The 20592-nt window shown below is 39.5% G+C and carries 18 protein-coding genes and 1 other RNA gene; 18 read left to right on the forward strand and 1 reads right to left on the reverse strand.

What is annotated here, in order from left to right; translation table 11 throughout:
• Positions 1-99: 99 nt before the first annotated feature.
• A complete protein-coding gene (locus QJV33_RS04170) occupies positions 100-360 on the reverse strand; it encodes a DUF2312 domain-containing protein (protein WP_281462132.1) in 261 nt (86 codons plus the stop codon).
• 281 nt (positions 361-641) lie between these two features.
• On the opposite strand from QJV33_RS04170, the gene zwf reads away from it, so the two are divergent.
• The 18 genes from zwf to QJV33_RS04260 all read left to right on the forward strand — a co-directional run bounded on the left by zwf (position 642) and on the right by QJV33_RS04260 (position 20563).
• Positions 642-2114, forward strand: coding sequence for a glucose-6-phosphate dehydrogenase (gene zwf / locus QJV33_RS04175; protein ID WP_281462133.1), 1473 nt, complete (start codon positions 642-644; stop codon positions 2112-2114).
• Between the two features lie 6 nt (positions 2115-2120).
• A complete protein-coding gene (locus tag QJV33_RS04180; RefSeq protein ID WP_281462134.1) occupies positions 2121-2597 on the forward strand; it encodes a hypothetical protein in 477 nt (158 codons plus the stop codon).
• A 27-nt stretch (positions 2598-2624) separates the two neighbouring features.
• Positions 2625-3254 (forward strand): ubiquinol-cytochrome c reductase iron-sulfur subunit, encoded by a 630-nt coding sequence (gene petA / locus QJV33_RS04185; RefSeq protein WP_281462135.1) that lies wholly within the window; start codon positions 2625-2627, stop codon positions 3252-3254.
• Between the two features lie 236 nt (positions 3255-3490).
• An RNA gene (gene rnpB / locus QJV33_RS04190) (RNase P RNA component class A) lies at positions 3491-3907 on the forward strand.
• 270 nt (positions 3908-4177) lie between these two features.
• Positions 4178-4657 carry a division/cell wall cluster transcriptional repressor MraZ gene (gene mraZ, locus QJV33_RS04195; RefSeq protein WP_281462136.1) on the forward strand — a complete coding sequence of 160 codons (480 nt, stop codon included), beginning with the start codon at positions 4178-4180 and terminating at the stop codon, positions 4655-4657.
• Positions 4654-5604 (forward strand): 16S rRNA (cytosine(1402)-N(4))-methyltransferase RsmH, encoded by a 951-nt coding sequence (rsmH, locus tag QJV33_RS04200; protein WP_281462137.1) that lies wholly within the window; start codon positions 4654-4656, stop codon positions 5602-5604. Before mraZ ends, rsmH begins: the two co-directional genes overlap by 4 nt.
• 23 nt (positions 5605-5627) lie before the next feature.
• Positions 5628-6662: a cell division protein FtsL gene (gene ftsL, locus QJV33_RS04205; protein ID WP_281462138.1), complete on the forward strand. Its 1035-nt coding sequence runs from the start codon at positions 5628-5630 to the stop codon at positions 6660-6662.
• Positions 6663-6685: 23 nt separating this feature from the next.
• Positions 6686-8662 carry a peptidoglycan D,D-transpeptidase FtsI family protein gene (locus tag QJV33_RS04210; RefSeq protein ID WP_346771128.1) on the forward strand — a complete coding sequence of 659 codons (1977 nt, stop codon included), beginning with the start codon at positions 6686-6688 and terminating at the stop codon, positions 8660-8662.
• A 13-nt stretch (positions 8663-8675) separates the two neighbouring features.
• The gene (locus QJV33_RS04215; protein ID WP_281462140.1) at positions 8676-10142 is read left to right on the forward strand and encodes a UDP-N-acetylmuramoyl-L-alanyl-D-glutamate--2,6-diaminopimelate ligase; all 1467 of its coding nucleotides are present in this window, start codon (positions 8676-8678) and stop codon (positions 10140-10142) included.
• Positions 10139-11527 (forward strand): UDP-N-acetylmuramoyl-tripeptide--D-alanyl-D-alanine ligase, encoded by a 1389-nt coding sequence (locus QJV33_RS04220; RefSeq protein WP_281462141.1) that lies wholly within the window; start codon positions 10139-10141, stop codon positions 11525-11527. The genes QJV33_RS04215 and QJV33_RS04220 overlap by 4 nt, the downstream gene beginning before the upstream one ends.
• Complete coding sequence (gene mraY, locus QJV33_RS04225) at positions 11527-12618, forward strand: phospho-N-acetylmuramoyl-pentapeptide-transferase (protein WP_281462142.1); 1092 nt, start codon at positions 11527-11529, stop codon at positions 12616-12618. Before QJV33_RS04220 ends, mraY begins: the two co-directional genes overlap by 1 nt.
• A gap of 1 nt (position 12619) precedes the next feature.
• A complete protein-coding gene (gene murD, locus QJV33_RS04230; RefSeq protein ID WP_281462143.1) occupies positions 12620-14002 on the forward strand; it encodes a UDP-N-acetylmuramoyl-L-alanine--D-glutamate ligase in 1383 nt (460 codons plus the stop codon).
• A gap of 25 nt (positions 14003-14027) precedes the next feature.
• Complete coding sequence (locus QJV33_RS04235; RefSeq protein WP_281462144.1) at positions 14028-15194, forward strand: FtsW/RodA/SpoVE family cell cycle protein; 1167 nt, start codon at positions 14028-14030, stop codon at positions 15192-15194.
• Positions 15191-16288: an undecaprenyldiphospho-muramoylpentapeptide beta-N-acetylglucosaminyltransferase gene (gene murG, locus QJV33_RS04240; protein WP_281462145.1), complete on the forward strand. Its 1098-nt coding sequence runs from the start codon at positions 15191-15193 to the stop codon at positions 16286-16288. The genes QJV33_RS04235 and murG overlap by 4 nt, the downstream gene beginning before the upstream one ends.
• A 39-nt stretch (positions 16289-16327) precedes the next feature.
• Entirely contained in the window at positions 16328-17746 is a 1419-nt protein-coding gene (gene murC / locus QJV33_RS04245; RefSeq protein ID WP_281462146.1) for a UDP-N-acetylmuramate--L-alanine ligase, read from the forward strand.
• An 11-nt stretch (positions 17747-17757) separates the two neighbouring features.
• Complete coding sequence (gene murB, locus QJV33_RS04250) at positions 17758-18699, forward strand: UDP-N-acetylmuramate dehydrogenase (RefSeq protein ID WP_281462147.1); 942 nt, start codon at positions 17758-17760, stop codon at positions 18697-18699.
• Positions 18700-18710: 11 nt separating this feature from the next.
• A complete protein-coding gene (locus tag QJV33_RS04255) occupies positions 18711-19664 on the forward strand; it encodes a D-alanine--D-alanine ligase (protein WP_281462148.1) in 954 nt (317 codons plus the stop codon).
• The gene (locus QJV33_RS04260; protein ID WP_281462149.1) at positions 19652-20563 is read left to right on the forward strand and encodes a cell division protein FtsQ/DivIB; all 912 of its coding nucleotides are present in this window, start codon (positions 19652-19654) and stop codon (positions 20561-20563) included. The genes QJV33_RS04255 and QJV33_RS04260 overlap by 13 nt, the downstream gene beginning before the upstream one ends.
• The last annotated feature ends 29 nt before the right edge of the window (positions 20564-20592 follow it).

Consider the following 20592-nt stretch of genomic DNA (forward strand, 5'->3'; position numbering starts at 1 on the left):
ATTCCAGCTATCTAACTTACAAATGTTTAAAAATATTCTTGAAATAATGAATGAATTTATCAATTTTAAGGAAATTGTCAAAATTTCCTTTTATATTCATTACATTCCTAATGCGCGACGATAAATATCAAAAAGCGTTTCTTGTTCTTCAATTTCAGAAGGTTCTTTTTTACGCGCACTGATGATACGACGAACTACTGGAACATCAAATCCTGCGGATTTGGCTTCGGCATAAATATCTTTAATATCATTCGCCAATCCTTTACGCTCTTCCTCTAGACGTTCTATACGTTCAATGATACTCCGCAAACGGTCTGCTGCGATTCCGCCTACTTCTGGTGTTTTTTCAAATTCAGTCATTTTAAATCCTATCTTTTTATGTAGTCAAATATTGACTATTATATATATTGCATTACGCAATCCTTTTGATATGGTCAATTATTTGATGCATTATTATTTTAACAAATAATAATTAAAAGTTTGAAAAAAAAAAATATCATATTAAGCTAACGCTAAATCATGATAATTAGTCGAACTGATTATTCAATGATAGATTTATATTTTTATATAGTTTTTTACCAAGTATATTTTTACACAAAGTCATACGACTAAACATAATAATCTGAAAGGTTAACTTTTTTATGGAAAAGCCAAACTCCTATTCACCATTTGATTTTATCATATTTGGTGCAACGGGCGATTTAACAACTCGGAAATTATTACCTGCATTATATTATCGCTTTCTTGATAACCAACTTCCTGGCAATACACGTATTATCGGTACCGCACGCTCGCCGTTAAGTGACGAAGATTTCAGAAATCGCGCACGTGATGGATTAAACCAATTTATTCGTGAAGAGGATCGCACTCCTGAAAAAATAGAAGATTTCGTAAAACATATTTATTATGTCAGTTTAGATGGTGCTGATCCTAATGGTAAATGGGCTGATATTGAAAAATTATTAAATTCAGACCAAGCAAACGCAATTCGTATTTTTTACTTTGCTACAGCCCCGCGCCTCTATGGTGATATTTGTGATAATTTATCCAATCACAAATTACTTACAAAGACAACGCGTGTTGTCTTGGAAAAACCTATTGGCACCTCACTAGAGACTGCAGAAGAAATTAATAGTCGTGTTGGTAAACATCTCCCTGAAAATCACATCTTCCGTATTGATCATTATTTAGGCAAAGAAACCGTTCAAAATATTTTGGCGTTACGTTTTGCTAACCCTGTTTTTGAACGTTTATGGAATTCCGATTCCATTGACTATGTTGAAATCACTGCTGCTGAAACCGTCGGCGTAGGCAACCGTGGTGGATATTACGACGGTGCAGGTGCATTACGTGATATGGTGCAAAATCATCTGTTGCAAGTGCTGTGTATGGTTGCAATGGATCCACCTATTTCTTTGAATGCTGATGATTTGCGCAATGAAAAATTAAAAGTCCTGCGCTCCTTAAAACCTATGACTGATGAAATGATTCAAACAGATACAGTCAGAGGTCAATATACAGCTAATACCGTTGATGGAGAGGCAGTCCCTAGTTACTTAGAAGAACTTCAAAAAGACAAAAGCAATACAGAAACGTTTGTTGCCATCAAAGCGCAAATTAATACATCACGTTGGACGGGTGTTCCTTTTTACTTAAGAACAGGCAAAAGATTGGCTGAAAAAACAAGTGAAATTGTTATTCAGTTTAAAAAATCTGCTTGGTCTTTATTTCCTACCGCTTCCGAACCAAATCGTTTGCATATTCGTATTCAACCCGATGAGGGTGTTTCCTTATCTATGCAAGTCAAAGACCCAAGCAAATCTCATACCAGCTTACGCAGCACCTCTATTGATATTGCATTCTCACCTGCGTTTCATATTCGTTATCCAGATTCTTATGAAGGTCTCATCATGGACGCTGTTAGAGGCGATCCATTATTATTTATTCGTCGTGACGAAGTGGATGCCGCATGGAAATGGATCGAACCTATTCTTGATGGATGGGCACGAGAAATCATTCCTATGTCTCAATATAAAGCTGGCACTTGGGGACCCCAAGAATCAGAACAACTATTAGCAAGAGACGGTCATGTTTGGCATGAAAACATAACTTAATTCCTGATGCCTCAATTGTCTGATAACAATCAAGAGCCTATCAAACAAAAGGAAAATTCTCCTCGTTTGACAGGCAAACCATATCGTTCTATGAAGCGCAGAATCATTCAGCGTGTTATTTTTGCGCTACTTTTTTCTGCAGGGGTTATTGGTGCCCAAGAAATGGGATGGTTAAATAATATTTCACGCCAATGGATTAAACAAAAAGTTAACTGGATGGATAATAAGCAAGTTACTCAGTATTTACGCACTGTGATTACTGATAACCAGTTAACCCAAACATCAATACACTGTCTTGTTTTCGTTATTAATAACGATACAGGCGGAGAAACGGTCAATATGCAAGTCAGAGAGCAACATAATAACAGCTGTTCTGAGACACGACCTGATTTTCCTTTATTATTTACCTTTCGTGTCAATCGAAGCAATGGTAATATACAAGTCGATAAGGGATCCCCTAATCACTTTTATCCTATTCATTAAAGTGCTTATTGACAAGGCTAAACCGCAATGACGGACGACCCATCCACACCAACGCCTATTATATCCCCTTCCCCTAATCGTCGCAGTTTCTTACAGTTATTGACTGCCAGTTCGGTGACTGTGGGTGGCGTGATTGTGGTTTGGCCTTTTATCAACAGTCTTAATTCTCAAAACACAACCCTTGAACAAAATTTTGTAGATATTGATATTTCTTCGTTAAAAGCAGGACAACAAATAACAGTCACGTGGCAAGGGCATCCTGTTTTCATTTTAAATCGCCCTGCTGAAGCTCTTCAAGCATTACAAGATTCAAATCTGGTCTCTCGATTAAGAGATCCTGATAGTAAAGAATTACAACAACCCTCTTATACGCAAAATTGGCATCGTTCTATTCGCCCTGAAACCGCTGTTTTAATTGGTTCATGCACCCATTTAGGCTGTGTTCCAACATTGAAATTAGGGGCTAAATTAGGCAGTTTTTATAATTGTGCATGTCATGGTTCAAGGTTTGACTTGGCTGGACGTGTTTATAAATCTGTGCCAGCTCCTTATAATTTACCCATTCCACCTTATACCTATTTAAAACCAAATATTATTCGTATAGGCGAAAATCCCAAAGGGCAAGAATTTGATTTTACAAAAATTAAACAACTATAAATACAAAAAAATATAGTAATCAAGAGCAATTATTACACAGAAGAGAAAATAAATAATCTTTAAAAATAATCAGGATTTCAGTATGAAAAATGACTGATAATATTTCTATTTAACGCTAAACAAATTCTTGTTGTTATTTATAACTCTCATACTATTGATAAATTCACGATTCCTAACCTCTTTTATTTAGTAACACCCTTGACTTTTTCTTAAAAAAACAGTCCTTATCTTTACAGTCAGATAGCCAGATAATCGCTGTTTATATTATATATTACTTATCGTAATATAAAGAGAGGAAAGTCCGGGCTCCACGGAAAGATGGTGCCAGTTAATGGCTGGCAAGGGTAACCTTAGGGAAAGTGCCACAGAAAACAAACCGCTTGTCGGAATTTATTGAGTATTCAATAAATTACAAGTCAGGGTGAAATGGTGTGGTAAGAGCACACCGCGTTCTTGGTAACAAGAATGGCAGGGTAAACCCCACCAGGAGCAAAACCTAATAGGGATAACGGATTATCGCAAGATAATCGAAGGATTTCCGCCTTGTTATCCGGGTTGGTTGCATGAAATACGATGCGAATCGTATTCTAGATGAATGATTATCGCTTGTCTTTGGACATTCACAGAACCCGGCTTATACGCTATCTGACTTTAAAATTCTTTTATATCTTTTATTTCTATTTCCCCTCTAAATTTTATTTTGATATCGAAAAGTGAAACTTTTTTATCAACTCTGAATGTGAAATATAAAATATCTGACAAAAGCCACTGAAAATAAGTGAAATTTTAATTCTAACATTTGACCTCCCACGATTACCCATGCTATCCCATAAAAGAACATAATCATTACCGTAGTAATAGATTATCGATTCTCAGATTTTTTTCTTTATTTATGCAGCATGTTTAAAGGAGGTCATACAAGAATGAGCTTATTCCTTGGCACACATCAAAATAGGCTTGATGTCAAAGGAAGGGTTTCTGTACCTGCAATCTTTCGTGCTGCATTACGAAAAGAACATATCAAAGAAAATAATTCCCTTATTTTCAGACCTTCTCATAAAATGTCTTGCATCGAGGGTTGGCCTTTATCTGTTTTTTCTGAATTAACGAATTCTTTAAGTACTCTAGATCTATTTTCAGAAGAACATGATGATATTGCTACCACTCTTTACGCCGAAGCTTGGCCCCTTGATCTGGATCGTGAGGGTAGAATTTTATTACCTGATATTTTAAAAGAACATGCCAATTTAACAGACGCAGTAACATTTATGGGGCTGGGCGCTATTTTTCAAATCTGGGAACCAACCGCAGCAACAGAACGCTGCAAAACCGCACGTCAAAAAGTGCAACAAAAAAACTTATCTATTACCCCACAAACTCATAAAAAAAGGATAGAAACATGACACAAGAAATCTATCCTGCACATGATGGGCATTTTTCTGTCATGTTAAATGAAGTGATGGCATGGCTAGAACCCAAAGCCAATGGTGTTTATGTCGATGCCACTTTTGGGGGGGGCGGCTATAGCAAAGCAATCCTTGCTGCTGCTGATTGCACTGTTTGGGGCATTGATCGTGATCCTGATGCGATTGCGCGTGGACAAGAAATTCAGAAACAATTTCCTTCCTTACGCTTGCTACAAGGTGATTTTGAAAATATCGATTCACTCTTGACCTCACAACAAGTTACCGAATGTGATGGAATTGTTCTTGACCTTGGTGTTTCCTCTTTTCAACTGGATCAAGCAGACAGAGGCTTTTCTTTTCGTTTTGATGGACCTTTAGATATGCGTATGAGCCGCACAGGGAAAACTGCGGCTGATTTGGTGAATTATCTTTCTGAAACAGAAATTGCTGATATTTTATTTCATTATGGTGAAGAACGCTTTTCTCGACGTATTGCCAAGGCGATCGTTAATCGACGTGCCGAAGCCCCTTTTGAAACAACCCAAGATCTAGCAAGTCTGATCCAAAGAACAATCCCAACGGATAAAAGTAAGATCAATCCTGCTACACGTTCTTTTCAAGGATTGCGTATCGCGGTTAATAACGAGCTAGAGCAAATTCATACAGCCCTTAACGCTGCATTAACTCTGTTAAAGCCTGGTGGAAAATTAATCGTTGTTTCTTTCCATTCCCTTGAAGATAGAATTGTCAAAGATATTATGAATAAAGCTGCTGGGCGTGTTGCAAAACCCTCTCGGTATCTTCCTCTCTCCTTGTCTCCGTCACAAAGCGATGTTGGTTTTGAATTACTTACGTCAAAACCACAACGCCCTTCTGACCAAGAATGCCATATTAATACTCGTTCACGCAGTGCCAGATTGCGTGCGATTCAACGTGTTTTATGATCTGAAAAAAGGAACCATTCCCTATGATGATCCGTCCATTTACTTTATTTTGTGTTTTCTTTGCTGGGGTTTCTGGTATGGTTTTGTATGCTCAAAAGCATAAAACGACCCTCCTTGACAAACAAATCACGAAAATTGTGTATGATACACAACGGATTAAATCTCGTACAGCCATGTTACGTACGGAATGGACGTTACTTAACCAACCTGACAGATTAAAAGAATTATCTACGAAATTTATTCCTGTGCTACATCCTTATAGCCCATCACAGTTTGTTCAAATGTCCGCGGCAGCCTCTATGTTACCACCCATTACCAAAGCCCCTGAAAAAGATAAAACACGCGAAGACTTGATTAAGAACGTTGCTGAAAATCATGAGCAAGCTGGTAATATTGTTGCTGATGCAACAACAACTCAGACAGCAGCTCAGAAAGAGCTTCATCAAACACCAGCCGTCCAAGTGCCACCCATTATTGTTCCTCCGAATAATAATGTAAATCATCCCTCTATATTACAACAAAAACCTCAACAAACGGTTAAACCTGTTACGACGGCAAACAACTCTGTAACAGAGCCTGTTGCCTCATCTGCGCCTACACCGCATAAAAAAGTAAAAATTGCTGAAATAGCGGATGCGACAGATGCAATAAAAACCCAGAATTTGAAACCACAAACTGTTAAGAAACCTTCTATAGTTGCAAAGACGAAAGTAAAAGAAAACAGCTTAACAGAACAATCAGTTGCTTCTGCTTCTGTTCCAACGACACATCGTAAAAAGGTTAAAGTTACAGAAACAGCTGACGCCAGTGATTCTATAGATACTCCAAATCCAAAACCACAAACAATCAAGAAAAACCATATAGAGAATGTTGCCTATAATATTCAAAGTGGGAACCCTTTTTCTCATAATAAAACCTCGAAACCTAAACAGGCACAATCATCTTCTACTAACACACAAAAGAAACGTCCTTCTACAGTCACCGTTGCACATTCCGAATCTGCTCTGGGGGGAAGTAATGATGAGGCTCTGCCTGCCCCTGTACCTTTTGCACCATAAAATCAAGGGGTGTATAAAAAATAATGCGATACAGGGATGATCGGAAACAAAGCTCCCCTCGTAATACAGAGAGGGAAGATCGCGCTGAACCACAAATTAATATAAAAAAGAAGAAAAAAAACTTTAATAGAATGGATAAAACCAGAGCACGCTTGTTAATCACAGCGTGTGGTTTTTGTTTTTTATATGGTGCGGTTACTTTTAAACTAACTATGGCTACTATTTTGATGCCTCTTGCTCCGCAAAAGCAACAAATAGCCCCTCAAGTACCAGCCATTCCCAAAAGTGATCCCAAAGGCGTGATGTCTGGTGATTTTGCTTTACCACAAATTAAAAGGGCGTCTATTATTGATCGTAATGGACAAATTTTGGCTATTTCTTTACCTGTTGCCCAAGTTTATGCCAATCCCTTGGAAATTATTGACGCTGCTGAGGTTACAAAAAAATTAAAAGCAATCTTACCTAAGCTTGATGTCAATCAAACCTATGAACGCCTATCTTCTAAAAAGCAATTTGTTTATCTTGCTCGGGATATTTCCCCTCAACAAGAAGTTGCTATTAATAATCTAGGGATCCCAGGATTATATTTCGAAGCAGGGGAGCGGCGTCGTTATCCTTTGGGTCGATTAGCATCTCATATTCTTGGCAGCGTTGATATCGACGATCACGGCATCGCAGGCGTAGAAAAATTCTTTAACGAACGCTTAATGAATACACGTCACCCGCTCAGATTATCCATCGATACGCATGTTCAAACCGTAGTCCAAGAAGAAGTTGAAGCCGCAAAGAACAAATTCCAAGCAGAGGCAGCATGCGGAATTGTAATGGACGTTCATACGGGCGAAATCTTAGCTATGATTAGTTTGCCTGACTATGATTCTAATCAATTTAGTAAAGCGCCTCCTAACTCTCGCTTTAATCGGGCTACAACTGGAATGTACGAGCCTGGATCAACTTTTAAACTACAAAACGTTGCCATGGCACTTGAATTGGGTGTAGTTCATATTTGGGATCGCTTTGCAACCGCCCCTGTACGTGTTGGACGGTTTACGATCAAAGATTTAAAAACAGATCATTTTCCTCCTTACCTTTCTCTACCAGAAGTAATGGCCTATTCCTCTAACCCTGCTTCGGCGCATATTGCATTAGATGTTGGGGCAGAAAGGCAAAGAGAATGGATGCAACGAATGGGATTTCTTGCGCGTGTTCCCATAGAATTGCCTGAATCAGGTCGCCCCATTGTGCCCTCTATCAAGAATTGGGGCATATCAACTGTCATGACGATTTCATTTGGTCATGGTATTGCGGAATCTCCCCTAGCCATCGTTCGTGGAACGGCAGCCACAGTAAACGGAGGTATCTTACTGAAACCAACATTATTATCCTTGCAAGATATTAGCAATACTGATCTTTCGCAACAACCTGTGGATAATAATACCCCAACACCACAACCCAAGGCTCAAGGAAAGCGTGTTCTTTCTGAAAAAACCTCTGAATTACTAAGAAAAATCTTACGTCTGGATGTTACCAAGGGAACGGGTAAAAATGGAGAGGTTCCTGGTTATTTTGTCGGTGGAAAAACAGGAACCAGTGAAAAAGTCAGTAAGTCAGGTGGATATTTAAAGCACGTTAACGTTTCTGCTTTCACGGCTGTCTTTCCGATGAATGATCCTAAATATGCTGTTTACGTGATGTTAGACAGCCCAAAACCAACCAAAGAAACGCATGGCTGGACAACGGCTGGGTGGAACGCAGCCCCTACGGTCTCTAAAATCATTGGGCGGATCGGTCCTATTCTTAACTTATTTCCAAATACCAAAGATGCAGCAACAATTGACGCGCAGCTTGCTATTCCATTACGCCCTTCAATTCCCAAAGGGGTAAAACCTTTGGGACCTGGGAACGATCCTGGCGATCCTCGTTTAAATCGCCCTGAAAAAAGTAAGGAAAAAAGTAAAAAGAAACAAACAGCCAAATCCTCGTCAACAAGATCAGAATAAAGCCCCCTTTACAATGATGTCTCTCAACAAGCTGCTTCACCATGTTCATTTATCATGTGTTCCCAAAGATATCCAAATTACGGGAATAACATTAGATAGTCGCAAGATACAAAAAGGATATCTTTTTGCTGCCCTGCCAGGCACAAAATCAAACGGATGTGATTATATTGATATGGCTATCGAAAAAGGTGCATCAGCCATTCTTTTGCCAATCAATGTGCCTTTTCCACAAACAGATCATTGTATAGCCATTCCCTGTGATAACCCACGATATATAGTATCATTAATGGCCGCTTGTTTCTTTTCTAAGCATCCACAACATCAGATAGCAATTACAGGAACCAACGGCAAAACCAGCACAGCTGATTTCATTCGACAAATTTGGCAATTACAACATTACAAAGCCGCCAGCATTGGCACTTTGGGGGTTATTAGTAACACAAATTATCACTATACAGGTCCTGTACTTACGACGCCTGATAATATTATGTTACATGAAATCTTAACCAGTTTAACTGAACATAATGTGCAGCATCTTGCTTTAGAAGCATCCTCTCATGGTTTAGATCAATATCGTTTGGATGGTTTAACGATAGAGGCTGCTGGCTTTACGAATTTAACACGCGATCATTTAGATTATCATCATGATTTTCAACATTATTTACAAGCTAAACTAAGATTATTTAAAGATATTCTACCTATTGGAGGGATTGCTGGTGTTAATGCAGATATGGATCAAGACGCATTAACACAAATCAAGCAAGCAATTCTGGAACGCAAACAAAATCTACGATTAGTTGGCGAACAAGGGCAATTTTTACAACTGCTTTCTGTAACGCCATTACCCGAAGGGCAACAATTAGTCCTTAAAACTGCATTAAATGATCGTTTCTCTGTGACCATTCCTTTATTGGGGCGATATCAAATTGATAATATTCTGCTTGCTATGGCACTGATTGCCAAAGATGAGCATGATATAGCCAATTTCATCCCCTTATTACCACATCTTAAAGGCGTCAGAGGTCGAATGGAACAGGCAGCCATTTTGCCAAATAGTGCGGCTGTTTACGTTGATTATGCACATACACCCGATGCTTTGGCGCATTTACTGCAATCTTTACGCCCACATACACATAACAACTTACATGTTATTTTTGGTGCAGGTGGAGATCGCGATGCGGGCAAACGCCCTTTAATGGCACAAGAAGCTGCAAAATATGCGGATTATGTGATTATTACGGATGACAATCCTCGCACAGAGGATCCTGACCTTATTCGTCAAGAAGTTAAAATGGGAGCTCCCACTGCCTTGGAAATTGCTGGACGAGAACAAGCCATAGCCCAGACCATAAAAAAGCTACAAAGTGGCGATATTTTAGTCGTTGCAGGAAAAGGGCATGAGCAAGGGCAAATTATTGGCTCTGTTGTTCATCCCTTTGATGACGTTACTATAATTCAAAAATATGTGGGAAGCCTATGAGCGTTTTATGGACTGAAACAGACCTTATCCAAGCAACAGGTGGAACTTTTCCTTGTTCCACCACCATCAAAGGTAGGGGTATCTCAATTGATACACGTTCTATTGAAACAGGCGATATCTTTATAGCGATTATTGGTGAAAATAGCGATGGACATCAATATGTCCAAAAAGCCTTGGATGCTGGTGCTGCTTGTGCCATTATAAGCCAGCCTATTGCTGAGTTGGCAGAAAATGCACCTATTCTTTATGTCAAAGATACATTGCAAGCTCTGACTGATATGGGACGTTATGCGCGTAATCGGTTCACTGGCAAAGTCATCGCAATCACAGGTAGTGTTGGCAAAACAACGACCAAAGAAATGATAAAAACAACTTTGTCCACTTTTGGCACAGTTCATGCTGCTGCTGGTTCTCATAATAATCATCTTGGTGTTCCGTTAACCCTAGCACGATTACCAAAACATACAGATTTTTGTGTATGTGAAATTGGAATGAATCATATTGGTGAAATTGCACCTTTGGCAGAGCTTGTCAGCCCACATATTGCTATTATTACTGAAGTGGCCTCATCCCATCTAGGATATATGCAAAACCTAGAGAATATCGCCAAAGAAAAAAGTCAGATTATAACAGCACTTTTACCAAAAGCCATTGCGTTGGTGCCAGAAACAATTTATGGCTTGAAAACATTCCAAGACACAGCCACAAAACATCAGGTTCAATTACAAACTGTTGGAACCTCTGAGGCTGCTTTTATACAAATAAGTAATGTCAATCTTGCAGCACAACAATCAACATTTGATGTAATCATCGAAAAATATCTATATCAATTTACACTCTTATCACCTGGAGTACATTTAGTACGCAATGCAGGGTTAGTGATTGGTGCTATTCATGCGTTAGAGCTTGATGTTCAACGGGCTATCCCTGCCCTGACTTTATTCCAAACAGGCAATGGCAGAGGCAAAATTTTGCCTTTACAGAGTGTTCATGGTGTTGTTTTAGACGAAAGTTATAACGCTTCAACATTATCCATTCGTACTGCTTTACAAACATTATCTCTATTAGCTCCTGCCAGAAAAATCGTTATCTTAGGCGATATTATGGAGTTAGGAGACTATAGCGAGCAAGAGCATCTTTCTTTGTTACCACACATTACTGCTAATGCTGATCTTGTTTTCTGTTGTGGTTCAATGATGCATATTGTATTTGAACAGCTGCCTCGATCTTTACAAGGGACATGGTGTGCAACAGCACAAGAGCTAATCCCTTTAATACTCTCTATATTACAGGAAAATGATACGGTGCTTGTCAAAGGAAGTAACAGCATGCGTATGAATTTAATTGTAACGACTTTAACCGCTCCAGTAATAAGGAAAAACTAATGCTATATGATTTAATTACGCGTTTTGGGTTGGAGTATCTTTCTCCATTCAACCTGTTTCGCTATATTACTTTTCGCGCTGGAGCGGCGTGTTTTACTGCCTTTTTCCTAAGTTTATGGATTGGGCCTTATATCATCGCAAAACTGCATAAAATTCAACGCGATGGACAACCTATTCGTGCACTGGGACCAGAACGTCATATCAAAGAAAAAGCAGGAACCCCAACAATGGGTGGGATCATGATGCTTTTGACCTTAACGCTCTCTATTTTATTATGGAGTGATCTATCCAACGGTTTTATATGGATTGTTTTGTTCGTAACACTTGGGTTTGGATTGATCGGTTTCTTTGATGATTACCAAAAATTAGCCAAAAGAAATACTGACGGATTATCAAAACGCACACGCTTAGGTGGAGAGTTCTTGATCTCTATCGTGGCTGCTTTTGCGTTGCAATATATCACACCACCTGATATTGCCAACCAAGTTGCTTTACCTTTCTTTCAAAACCTCATGATTCCTCTAGGATATTTCTTTCCTATATTTGGTATGGTGGTCATTGCAGGATTTGGGAATGCGGTTAATTTCACCGATGGTCTGGATGGATTAGCAATTGTCCCCGTTGTGATTGCGTTTCTGGTCTTTGCATTAATTGCCTATATCGTTGGAAATGCTGTATTTGCAAAATATTTATTCCTCCATTTTGTTCCACAATCAGGTGAATTAGGAATTTTCTGTGCTGCTGTGATTGGTGCTGGCCTAGGGTTTTTATGGTTTAATGCGCCCCCTGCCTCTGTCTTTATGGGAGATACTGGCTCTTTGGCATTAGGTGGGGCTTTGGGAACAGTGGCGGTTGCTGTCAAGCATGAACTTGTTTTATGTATTGTTGGTGGGCTATTTGTTGTTGAAACTTTATCTGTTATCATTCAAGTTGCTTGGTATAAACGTACCAAAACACGCGTATTCTTAATGGCACCTTTACATCATCATTTTGAGAAAAAGGGGTTATCAGAATCAAAAATTGTTATTCGTTTTTGGATTGTTGCAATCATGCTAGGTCTTATTGGTCTGGCCACATTAAAGTTGCGTTAATATGATTTTTTCACCAACATTATTTCAAAATCATCAATATGCAATCTTGGGTCTTGGGAAAAACGGAATTATTGCTGCCCAACGATTATTGGCGATGGGAGCAACGATCCAAATATGGGACGATCAAGAAAAAACAAGAAATGCAGTTCCATCGGAATTAAAAGCATTTGTTAAACCATTTGAAGATTTATATGGATTTAATGCGTTGGTGATGTCCCCAGGCATTCCTCATCATTTACCCAAACCTCATCCTATTGCACAGCTTGCAATTGAACAAAATCTTCCTATTCTATCAGATGCAGAGCTTTTATATCGTGCGGTCAAAGAATCTGGATCCAAAGCACGTTTTGTTGCTATTACGGGGACAAACGGAAAATCTACGACAACGGTTTTGTTAACACATTTATTAAAAGAGGCTGGTATCCCATCAGTTGCAGGTGGGAATTTAGGACCTGCTGCATTGGCACTTCATTTACTGGGTGACCAAGGGGTGTATGTGTTAGAAATGTCCTCTTATATGTTGGAACGGTTTTCAGAATTTACAGCGGACATTGCTTGTTTATTGAATATTACCCCCGATCATTTAGAACGTCATGGCGATATACAAGGATATACCACTGCAAAACATCATATTTTTGATCGTCAGTCCTCTCATCAACTAGCCGTCATTGGCATTGAAGATACTATTTGTGCCAATATTGCCAACAACCTTGTCCAACAACATAGAATGCAAGTAAAGACCATCGCTGGCACGAATATCAACGCTGATATTTGGGTGAAAGATCATCTAATACAAGACCAACAAGGTATCATTGCTGACTTAACAAAAGCCACTTTATTACCAGGCGATCATAATGCGCAAAATGCGTCAGCAGCCACAGCAATGGCTTTACATTTAGGTCTTAATCAAGAACAGATACAATCTGGATTGAACTCTTATCAAGGGCTTGCCCATCGTCAAAGACCCGTTGCAACTGTAAATAACGTCACTTTTGTCAATGACAGCAAAGCAACCAACGCAGATGCAGCATCAAAAGCATTAGTGTGTTATGATAAATTAGTCTGGATTGCTGGTGGACTTGCTAAATCAAATGGAATTGACGAGTTGGCACCCTTTTTCCCTCATATAAAACTGGCTTTACTGATTGGTAAAGATGCACCTATTTTGGAACAAACCTTAAAACAACATCAAGTGCCTTATCATATTGTTCAAACGCTTGAACGTGCAGTCCCAGAAGCGTATCAATATGCACAACATCATCATATTCCAACTGTTTTATTATCGCCAGCCTGTGCTAGTTTTGATCAATTTAGCAGTTTTGAAGAACGTGGGGATCGTTTTGCTGAACTTGTAGTGCAGCTTTCATCTTCTCTTTCCGAATAATCAAAGGATTAAGGATTCAAAATCGATGTCAGGAATTTCTCGCTCTGATAATTCATTACTTGCACGTTGGTGGCGTAATATTGACCATTGGACGCTTGGTTCCATAGGATTACTCATTGGTTTTGGATATATCCTGATGATGGCGGCCAGCCCTGCTGTGGCGCAACGTATTGGTGCATCAAGAGACGTGTTTATTTTTAAACAAGTCATGTTCCTTAGCATCGCGGCTCTAACCATTATTTTTATTTCTATGCTTTCACCCCAGACCATAAAAAAATTAAGTATCATTGGCACTTTTATTGCTATTTTTGCGACTGCTTATACCTTAGTGCATGGAATGGATATCAAAGGGGCAAAACGTTGGATTGCATTGCCGATTATGTCATTGCAACCTTCAGAGTTTTTGAAGCCTTGCTTTGCAATTTTTACAGCGTGGTTGTTAACAGAATGGAAAAGGCGATTTTATATCCCTGGAATTTTCGTTGCCCTAGGAGTTTATGGGATCATTCTATTCATTCTAAAATCTCAACCTGATATTGGAATGCTTGCCGTTATTACAGCTGTTTTATTAACACAATTATTCATTAATGGCTTAAACATGTTCTGGATTTTCTCTGGTTTAGGTGGAATGGTTGCCGCCTTTATCGGTGCTTATATTGCGCTCCCTCACGTAAGATCACGTGTCGAGCGATTTATACATCCTGAAGTAGGCGATCATTATCAAATTGATACGGCTTTGCGTGCTTTTGGCAATGGTGGATTATGGGGCAGAGGTCCTGGTGAAGGGCGTGTCAAAGATTTATTACCTGATGCGCATGCAGACTTTGTTTTTGCTGTCGCTGGTGAAGAATATGGGATGATTATTTGTTGTATTATCATCTTTATTTTTTGCTTCATCGTTGTAAGAACCTTGCTTAAGCTCATTAAAGAAGATGACCCTTTTATTATTCTGGCGGCATCTGGATTAATTACCGGCTTTGGGCTACAAGCCTTTATTAACATGGGATCAACGTTACATTTAATCCCAACAAAAGGAATGACCTTACCTTTTATTTCTTATGGTGGGTCATCTGCTTTATCTATTGCGTTAACCATTGGAATGGTTCTGGCATTGACCCGCCGTCGCATTGAAGCACCTCAGTTTTTTAAGAATAATAATCAACCCTTTAGCAAAAGAAGCATATTACGATGAATAAACCAAAAATTGCTATTGTTGCCGGAGGAACCGGTGGGCATTTTTTCCCTGCAAAAGCATTGGCTATGCAATTAAAAGAGCGGAACTATCCCGTTGTGTTTATGACAGACAAACGCATCGAAGACCCACAATTAGCAGAATGGAACGATATTCAACAATTTGTTATTGACGGGGGTGGCATTGCCAAAAAATCAATCACGCAAAAGATTAGTAATGGTTTTGAATTGCTTAAAGGAGTTGCCCAATCTCGTAAAATTCTAAAGAATAATCCTGTTGCTGCTATTATCGGTTTTGGTGGGTATCCTTCTATTCCCCCTCTAGTTGCGGCTCGCTTATTCCCCAAAAAGAAACGTCCTCAAATTATTTTACATGAAGGCAACGCAATTATTGGAAAAGCCAATGCCATGTTGTCTCATTTTGCAACTATTATTGCGACTTCTTATCCAAAAGTCGCAGGAATTCCTAAACATATTCCCGTGAAAATCACGGGCTTGCCTGTTCGACCTGATATTACATCGCTATACCCTGCATCTTATCAAGCACCAACAGATACGATCTCTTTATTGATTTGGGGCGGATCTTTGGGGGCAAAAATATTTGGAGAAATTGTTCCTTATGCGTTGGCGAATTTACCCATAGAGATCAAACAAAAACTACGTATTACCCAACAAGTGCGCAAAGAAGACTTGTCCCATGTCACTCAAATCTATGAAAAAGCAAATATTCAAGCAACGCTTGCTCCCTTTTTAACCAATGTGTCTTCTGTTTTAAAGCAAGCCCATTTAGTCATCGGACGTGCTGGGGGATCTTCTGTTTCGGAACTTTCTTTATCTGGCAAACCTGCCATTTTAGTTCCTTATCCTTTTGCTGCCAATCAAGAACAGCATTATAACGCCAAGGCACTTGAGCAAGAAGGCTCAGCATGGATCATTGACCAAAAGGACTTTTCTGTAACTGCACTGACTGCGCTATTATCTGATTTATTAAACAATCCTGATAAATTAAGGCAGGCGGCACAATCGCACCACTTAGTCTATCCCAATGCTGCAAAAGAATTGGCAGATTTAATCGAATCCTATATCACCCTATAATCATCCTAGCGATTTTTTGAGAAAGAAAGCACTGTAACTATGAGATCTCTTCCCCTTTCGATTGGTACTATTCATTTTGTAGGTATTGGCGGTATTGGCATGTCTGGCATCGCGGAAACTTTGCATTATCTGGGATATAAAATCCAAGGGTCAGATATGTCAGAAAATGCAAATGTTTTACGCTTACGCAAATTAGGCATTACCATTCATATAGGACACAGTGCGAATAATGTAGGGTTGGCACAAGTTGTGGTTGTCTCTTCTGCAATCAAAAAAGATAATCCTGAAGTGGTTGATGCGCGTTCTCGCTTTATTCCTGTAGTGCGTCGTGCTGAAATGTTGGCTGAGCTAATGCGGCTGCGTTGGTCGATTGCTGTTGGCGGAACCCATGGAAAAACCACAACGACCAGCTTAATTGCAACTTTATTAGAACATGCCAAGCTAGACCCCACCGTCATTAATGGGGGTATTATCGAAGCCTATGGAACCAATACGCGGATGGGTTCTGGGGATTGGATGGTTGTCGAAGCCGATGAAAGCGATGGTTCTTTTTTACATTTACCTGTTGTCATAGCCATTGTTACCAATATGGATCCTGAACATATGGACCACTGGGGAACCCCAGAAGCCATGGAAAAAGCCTATCATCAATTTGTTTCGAATATTCCCTTTTATGGGTTTGCCGTTTTATGTATTGACCATCCTGCTGTGCAAAAAATGCTGCCAAACCTATCTGATCGCCGTTTAATTACCTATGGCTTTTCTCCTCAAGCTGATGTTCGTGCAGACAAAATTATTGCTGATAAACTGGGAACAACTTTTGATGTGGTGGTCACCAACCGCCATAAACAAATTAATCGCCGTATTGGACCATTTCGTTTGCCAATGCTAGGGCAACATAATGTTCAAAATGCCTTGGCTGCAATTGCTGTTGCATTAGAAATGGATATTAGCGAAGACAATATTCGTTCTGCTTTTGCTGCATTTAAAGGGGTGCAACGACGTTTTACACGTGTAGGTGAAGTTGGAAAAGTCAGTATTATTGATGATTATGGGCACCATCCCGTTGAAATCTCTGCTGTTTTAAAAGCAGCACGCCAAGCTACTTCAAATAATGTTATTGCAGTGGTGCAACCCCATCGTTATACTCGACTTCGTGATCTATTTACTGAATTTTGTTCCTGTATGAATGATGCCAGCACTGTTATTGTGGCAGATGTCTATGCAGCAGGTGAAGACCCCATCCCTGATTTCGATCGTGATGCGTTAATTGAGGGCTTGCGTGCGCATGGACATCAATCCGTTGTTGCATTACCGCATCCCGATCAACTGGCGGAAATGATTAATGCAATTGCTGAACCAGGAGATGTTGTTATTTGTCTAGGTGCAGGATCAATTACCCATTGGGCACATGCTTTGCCAGAGCAACTAAAAAAATTACAACAAGAAAACGCTTAAAAGGATAGAATATGCAACAACAAGGTCTTTTTACCAAAGAAGCATTTTCTGACTTGCTGCCCAAGTTACAAGGAAAAATCAATTTTGATGTTCCTTTGAGTGCGCGCAGTTGGTTCAGAGTTGGTGGAAATGCAGAAGTCTTAATAAACCCTGCAAATGATGAAGACCTTGCGTATATTTTAAACATGATCCCTTTGGAGTGGCCCATTTTTACCTTGGGGGCAACGTCCAATCTTTTAATTCGTGATGGTGGCATTGCTGGGGTTAGTTTCCAGCTCCGCAAAGGATTTAATGAAATTACACCCGACCGTGATGGATTTATTGTCGGTGCAGCTTGTTTAGATACAACGGTGGCCGAATATGCGGCTGCTCATGGCATTTCAGGACTTGAATTCTTAATCGGTATTCCTGGCTCTATTGGTGGCGCTGTTAAAATGAATGCAGGAGCACATGGTTCAGAACTCTCGAATATTTTAGATTGGGTGGAAATCATCACCAGAGACGGTCAATTATTACGCTTATTCGTTGGCGAGCTGGGATTAAGTTATCGCCATTCTTCTTTACCTCAAGATGCGATTGTTACCAAAGCACGCTTACAGGGCATTGCTGGGGACAAAGAAAAAATCACCCAGGCTATGAACGCGGTGAAAAAGCAACGTGAAGAGTCTCAACCCATTCGCTCACGCACTGGAGGATCAACTTTCCGCAATCCTGACTGTTCCGAAACAGAGTATAAGGCCTGGCAATTAATTGATATGGTTGGTGGCAGAGGATTAATGATCGGTGGCGCTCAAGTCAGCGAAAAACATTGTAATTTCCTAATTAATACTGGCACGGCGACTGCTGCTGATATTGAGAATTTAGGTGAAGAAGTTAAAAATCGCGTTATGAATCAGTTTAGTATTCAGCTTCACTGGGAAATTAAACGTATTGGTCGTCCATTAGAACAATAGGAAAACAATAAATGTCGAAAAAACATGTCACCGTCATGCGGGGTGGTATTTCCTCTGAACGTGAAGTAAGTCTTGCAAGTGGTAGTAATATTATCGAAGCCCTACAAGAAGCTGGATATCAAGTCAGCGATTTAATTGTGAATGATGATCTGGAATATGTCATTCAGTTCTTAAAAGAACAACGTCCAGACGTTGTCTTTAACGCATTACATGGACGTTTTGGTGAGGATGGCGCTATACAAGGCGTTCTGGAATGGATAAACATTCCTTATACTCATGGTGGTATTTGTTCGTCTGCGATTGCGATGAATAAGCAAATGACTCGCATTTTGCTAGCTGATGCAGGATTACCCGTTGCGACAGGCAAAGTTATCCCCATCCAAGATCTTATAATACAAGACCCTCTTCCTGTTCCTTATGTTGTTAAGCCTATTGAGGAAGGTTCCTCTGTTGGGGTGTATATTATCACAGAAACTGATGAGCAATTACGCCAGCAACAACGAGAAAAGATCGTTAAAGAATGGCATTTTGGCGATAACGTTCTAATTGAGCAATTCATTCCTGGAAAAGAGCTAACTGTCTGTGTCATGCAAGATAACGCATTAACCATCACAGATATTTCCTCTGGCACGCATCATTTCTATGATTATGTTTCCAAATATACAGCAGGCGAATCAAAGCATGTTTTACCTGCACAAATACATCCCCAAGCTTTTCAAGATGCAATGAATTATGCACAACAAGCCCATAAAATTCTGGGATGTTACCCCGTTTCAAGAACAGATTTTCGATATGATACTACCAATGAAACACCTGACAATCCCGGAAAACTTTATATTCTTGAAATCAATACCCAACCAGGCATGACTAAAACTTCTTTACTGCCTGAACAGGCAGCCTATTGCAATATATCTTATCCAGAGCTTTGCTCTTGGCTGGTGGAACATGCAAGATGTCGTATTTAAAAAAACGCCCCGAGTATCAAAACGACCGCCCATCTAAGAGCAAGATCGCCATTCTTCGTTCTAAACGATTATTACGTCCTTTTATTCTATTGCTCCTCATTATCGGTTTTTTTATAGGTGGGGGATGGCTGGTCTTTAAAATGGCTGGAGATGAGCACTTTTCCGTTATTGAGGAAAAAATTGGCAATATTCTACCAATGAAAATTACCAAAATTCTTATTACTGGATGCAACCTTACGTCAGAACAAGATGTTAAAGACGCTTTAGGCATTCAAATTGGGGATTCAATTTTTAATTTTTCCGTCCAAGATGCTCAAAAACGTTTAAATGATCTTCCTTTTGCAGATCATGTTTTACTAAAACGCCAATTACCCAATACTATTATTATCCATATTACTGAACGAACCCCTTTTGCTGTATGGCAATTCAACCATCAATTTAAACTGATTGATCGCAAAGGCGAAATTGTTAACGACCACGGGATGAGCGGGAAAGATGGCAAAGCCTTTTTGCAATTACCGTTAGTTGTCGGATATGGTGCGAATACAAGCGCTTCTGAATTAGTAGATATTTTATCCTCTCAACCTGAAATCAAGAAACATGTGGTCGCTGCAGTGCGTGTTGGAAATAGACGATGGAATTTGGATTTAAAAAATCACGCGGTCGTTTTACTGCCAGAAAACCAAGAGCTACCAGCAATTCAACGGTTAAATCGACTGCAAAAAGAGATGCAGATTTTAGATCGCCCCATAAAAACTATTGATTTACGTTTAGCGGATCGACTAATTATTCAAGAAGATAAAAGTTTTCTAAATAAGCCCAAAGACACGGATAATCCAGATAATCCAGATAACGCCGATCATTCTGACAACGCATCCACACCATCAAGTGAACATTAAATTTTTTAAGCATTTTGCTTTATAAATAG

This window comes from Commensalibacter nepenthis (assembly GCF_029953305.1).
Classification (GTDB): Bacteria; Pseudomonadota; Alphaproteobacteria; order Acetobacterales; family Acetobacteraceae; genus Commensalibacter; species Commensalibacter nepenthis.